This window comes from Spirillospora sp. NPDC049652 (assembly GCF_040675125.1).
In the GTDB taxonomy this organism is placed as follows: domain Bacteria; phylum Actinomycetota; class Actinomycetes; order Streptosporangiales; family Streptosporangiaceae; genus Spirillospora.
Genome location: NZ_JBFAOF010000735.1, coordinates 1 through 3,798, shown reverse-complemented (window position 1 = coordinate 3,798; position 3,798 = coordinate 1). Strand labels below are relative to the sequence as shown.

Genomic DNA, 3,798 nt, shown 5'->3' with positions numbered 1-3,798 from the left:
CCGTGGGTCAGCGCGTCGTCGAAACCGTCGACCAAGCCGAGGGCGTCGTCCACGCCGTCCGGGAGGCCGCCGGTGAGCGCGGCCAGGTGCATGCTCAGCATCAGCCCACCGCCCCGGCCGGGAACCACTGCATCTCGGGCACCGGCGCGCCCTGCGCGGGCAGCTCCAGGTAGGCCAGGTGCCGCAGGAACCGGTTGAACACCGTGGCGGCGGGGTCGTCCCCGCTCTGGCCGCCGTGGAGCGCGCGGGCCAGGTCGCCGCCCGGCTCGGCCTCCACGCCCAGATAGGCTGCGACGCGCTCGGCCCCGTACTGGAGCACCGCCTCTTTCAGAAGCGCGTCGAGGTGTTTGCACATAAAGGAACCGCTGAGCCCTCCGCACCTCCGGTTGTTGTTCGTGCTGCAGCTGTACGCGTGCGTCTCGGCGGCAATGGACGAGACATAAACACGGGCGATGTCGGAACCGCTCGACACCACTCCCTGGAGGCGTCCGCCCGCCATTTCGACGAACGGCACCTTCGCCAGCTTCCGCGCCTTGGCGGAGGGCGTCACCCGCACCACTGCGGACCGCTCCCACGCGAGGTCATCCGCGTCCTCGTTCGACATGCCGTAATCATCCCAAGGGGGTACGACAAAAACAGGAGAACGCGGACGGGCGGACAGCGGAAAAATGCGAGACCGCCCCGGACAATCGTCCGGGGCGGTCACCGGTAAATCAGCCTCGCGAGAGTGCGGCGATACCGCGCGCCGGCCCGGCCCGGCGCGCCAGGAACGCGAACAGCATGCCGCTCACGAAACCGTAGATATGCGCCACGTACGCGACGTTGCTCGACTTGTCGCCGAGCGAGAGCCACTGCAGGACGAACCAGGACCCGAGCACGACCCACACCGGCAGCCGGACGAAGAAGACCGGCGCCACCCAGCTGACGATCCGGCCGCGCGGGTTCAGGATCAGGTACGCGCCGAGCACCCCGGCGATCGCGCCGGACGCCCCGATCAGCGGGATGTCGGAGTCGGGCGTGGTGTAGGCGAACCCGTACACCGCGACGAGCCCGAAGAACAGGTAGCTCAGCAGGTACCGCAGCCGTCCGAGGCGGTCCTCCACGCCCATCCCGACGACGAACAGCACCACCAGGTTGCCCAGCAGGTGCAGCCAGTTGGAGTGCACGAACATCGAGGTGAACGCGGACGTCCAGGGCGTCTTGGTGAAGGTGGACGGCCCGCACTGGTGGGCGGCCTCGGCCGGCATCGGCTGCTGCTCGCCGGTGGTCAGCTCCTTCGGGACGGCCCCGTACTCCATCGAGAACTGGGTGACCTTGCAGGCCCGGACCTCGTTGTCGCCGTACCAGGTGGCGAACTTGGCCATCGGGGTGAGCAGGAACACCAGCACGTTCGCGGCGACCAGCAGGTAGGTCACCCAGGGGACCCGCCGGGCGGGCTGGCTGTCGTAGAGGGGCAGTGCCATGTGTGGGGGCGTCCTGATCAGGAGAAGGCGGAATCGGCGGCGTTCTCGGGCCTCTCGGGCAAGTGCAGCAAACCCAAGCAAGGTCAGCAAACCCAAGCAAGGTCAGCAAAGCTGAGGCAAGTGCACCAAACCCTAACGGTCGGACGGGTCCACGGCGGCGTAGGCGTTGTCGATCCAGCCGCGGAACGACTCCCCGCCGTAGGCCGGGCAGGTCCACTCCCCCTCGACCTCGACCAGCCGGACCCCCGGGGTGTCCATCCAGCGCAGCACGCACTCCATCTCCTCCGCGCCGGTGCCGCCCGCCCCCGTCATCGCGCCCGGCGCGCCGCCCGCGCCCGGCAGGACGGTCTCGGCGGTCGCGATCAGCGCGTCCACGTAGGGGCGCGGGGCGGCGCGCGGCGGGACCGTCCCGGCGGCGGCGAGGCGGCCGTACCGGACGACCGACAGCTCCCAGCCGCCGTCGAAGGCCGGGCGCGCCGCCACGACCTGCGGCAGCCGGGCGAGCGCCGCCAGCCGCTGCCCGCGCGCCGCCGCCCGGACGAACGCGGCGAGCCGGTCGCGCTGGGCGCCCGCCTCCTCGTAGCGGTACTCGGCCGCCAGCCGGGCGATGCGCCGCCGCGCCGCCGTCACGACCGGGCGGATGTCGCCGAGCATCGCGCTGCGCGCGGCCTCGACGTGCCCGGTGTACTCGTCGGGGGTCTCGTCGCCCACGCAGGGCGCGCCGCAGCGCCCGAGGTCGGCCAGTGCGCACGCGCGCCCGTTGCCGCGCTCGACCAGCCGCAGCGTGAGCCGCTGCGTGCACTGCCGCAGGGGAACGGCCTCGTGCAGCGCCGCCTTGGCCTCCTCGGCCTGCCGCGTGGACGACAGCGGCCCGAGGTACACCGCGCCGTCGTCCCGGGACTCGCGCACCACCGACAGCCGTGGGAACGGCTCGGCGGTGAGCTTCAGCCACACCGCCCGCTCGGGGAACTTGGACCGCCGGTTGTAGCGCGGCTTGTGCTCGGCGATGAGGCGCAGCTCGCGGACCTCGGCCTCCAGCCCGGTCGCGCACACGATCGTCCGGACGCGCTCGGCGAGGCCGACCATCTCCCGCGCCCGCCACCGCGTCTCCGAGCCGGTGAAGTACGAGCGGACGCGCGTGCGCAGGTCGGTGGACTTGCCGACGTACAGGATCTCGCCGTCGGCGTCCTCGAACAGGTAGACGCCGGGCTCGCTCGGCACGTCCGCGGCCAGGTGCCGCTTGCGCCGCTGCTCGGGCGTCGGGGCCTTGGCGAAGCCCTTCAGCTCCTCCAGCGACGTCACGCCGAACGAGCCGAGCCGCTCGATGAGGCCGTGCAGGACGTCGACGGTGGCCCTGGCGTCGGCGAGCGCCCGGTGGCACGGCTCGGTCTCGGTGCGGAAGTACCGGGCGAGGGTGCCGAGCTTGTGGTTGGGCACCTCGTCCCGGGTCATCACGCGGCGGGCGAGGTCGACGGTGTCGACGACCGGGAAGGCGGGCCAGGCGTACTCCAGCCGCGCGCACGCCGCCTTCAGGAACCCGATGTCGAACGGCGCGTTGTGCGCGACCAGCACGCCGCCGCGCGCGAACTCCAGGAACGCCGGCAGCACCCGCTCGATGCGCGGCGCGGCCATCACCATCTGGGTGGTGATGCCGGTCAGCGCGGTGATGAACGGCGGCACCGGGCCGCCCGGGTCGACCAGGGTCGCGAAGTCGCCGAGGTGCACGCCGCCGCGCACCTTCACCGCGCCGATCTCGGTGATGGCGCAGTCGGCGGCCGAGCCGCCGGTGGTCTCCAGGTCGACCACGACGAAGGTGACGTCGGCGAGCGGCGTGCCCAGGTCGTCCAGCGTGCCCTGCACCGGCACGCCCTGTGGTGGCACGCCCTGCCGGGCGGCCCCCTGAACGGGCACGTCGCGCGGCGGTCCGGCCTGCTCGGGGACGCCGGAGACGGTGCGCCCGCCTGGGGACGGCGGCGGGGATGCTGACCCGGGAAGGCGGTGCGCGGAGGTCATGACGGCGACCGTAGGCCATCGCACCGACAGAACGGCCGCCGGGCCTTCGGCTCCGGCCCTCCCGTGGCCGGACCGCTAGGCTTGGCCCCGGTCTCCACCGATTGAGGCGGATGACCTCGGGAAACAGTCATCTCAAGACGGTCGGCCAGAAGGAGCGACATCATCGACAGCGGCCCGGAGGCGGCGGAGCGCCCGCCCCGCCCCCTGCCCGAGGCGGTCCGCCAGAGCGTGGTGGAGACCGCGGCCGAGCTGCTCGGCGCCCTTCCGGGCGGGGCCCGTCGCCCCCTCGGGTCCCGTCGGGCCGGTGGGGCCGTCGGCCGGG

General features: G+C 72.9%; 3 protein-coding genes. All 3 read right to left on the bottom strand.

All coding sequences use genetic code 11. From position 1 onward, the window contains the following. Positions 1–100 precede the first annotated feature (100 nt). Complete coding sequence (locus AB0J52_RS31625; protein WP_500186437.1) at positions 101–604, bottom strand: hypothetical protein; 504 nt, start codon at positions 602–604, stop codon at positions 101–103. 109 nt (positions 605–713) lie between these two features. Then, positions 714–1,463: a rhomboid family intramembrane serine protease gene (locus tag AB0J52_RS31620; RefSeq protein ID WP_500186436.1), complete on the bottom strand. Its 750-nt coding sequence runs from the start codon at positions 1,461–1,463 to the stop codon at positions 714–716. Between the two features lie 132 nt (positions 1,464–1,595). Then, positions 1,596–3,476 carry a DEDD exonuclease domain-containing protein gene (locus tag AB0J52_RS31615; RefSeq protein WP_500186435.1) on the bottom strand — a complete coding sequence of 627 codons (1,881 nt, stop codon included), beginning with the start codon at positions 3,474–3,476 and terminating at the stop codon, positions 1,596–1,598. Positions 3,477–3,798 lie beyond the last annotated feature (322 nt).

What these genes read in the sequence shown, in the direction of transcription:
- AB0J52_RS31625 (WP_500186437.1), bottom strand. Translation starts at nt 604, where the DNA reads ATGTCGAACGAGGACGCGGATGACCTCGCGTGGGAGCGGTCCGCAGTG.
- AB0J52_RS31620 (WP_500186436.1), bottom strand. Translation starts at nt 1,463, where the DNA reads ATGGCACTGCCCCTCTACGACAGCCAGCCCGCCCGGCGGGTCCCCTGG.
- AB0J52_RS31615 (WP_500186435.1), bottom strand. Translation starts at nt 3,476, where the DNA reads ATGACCTCCGCGCACCGCCTTCCCGGGTCAGCATCCCCGCCGCCGTCC.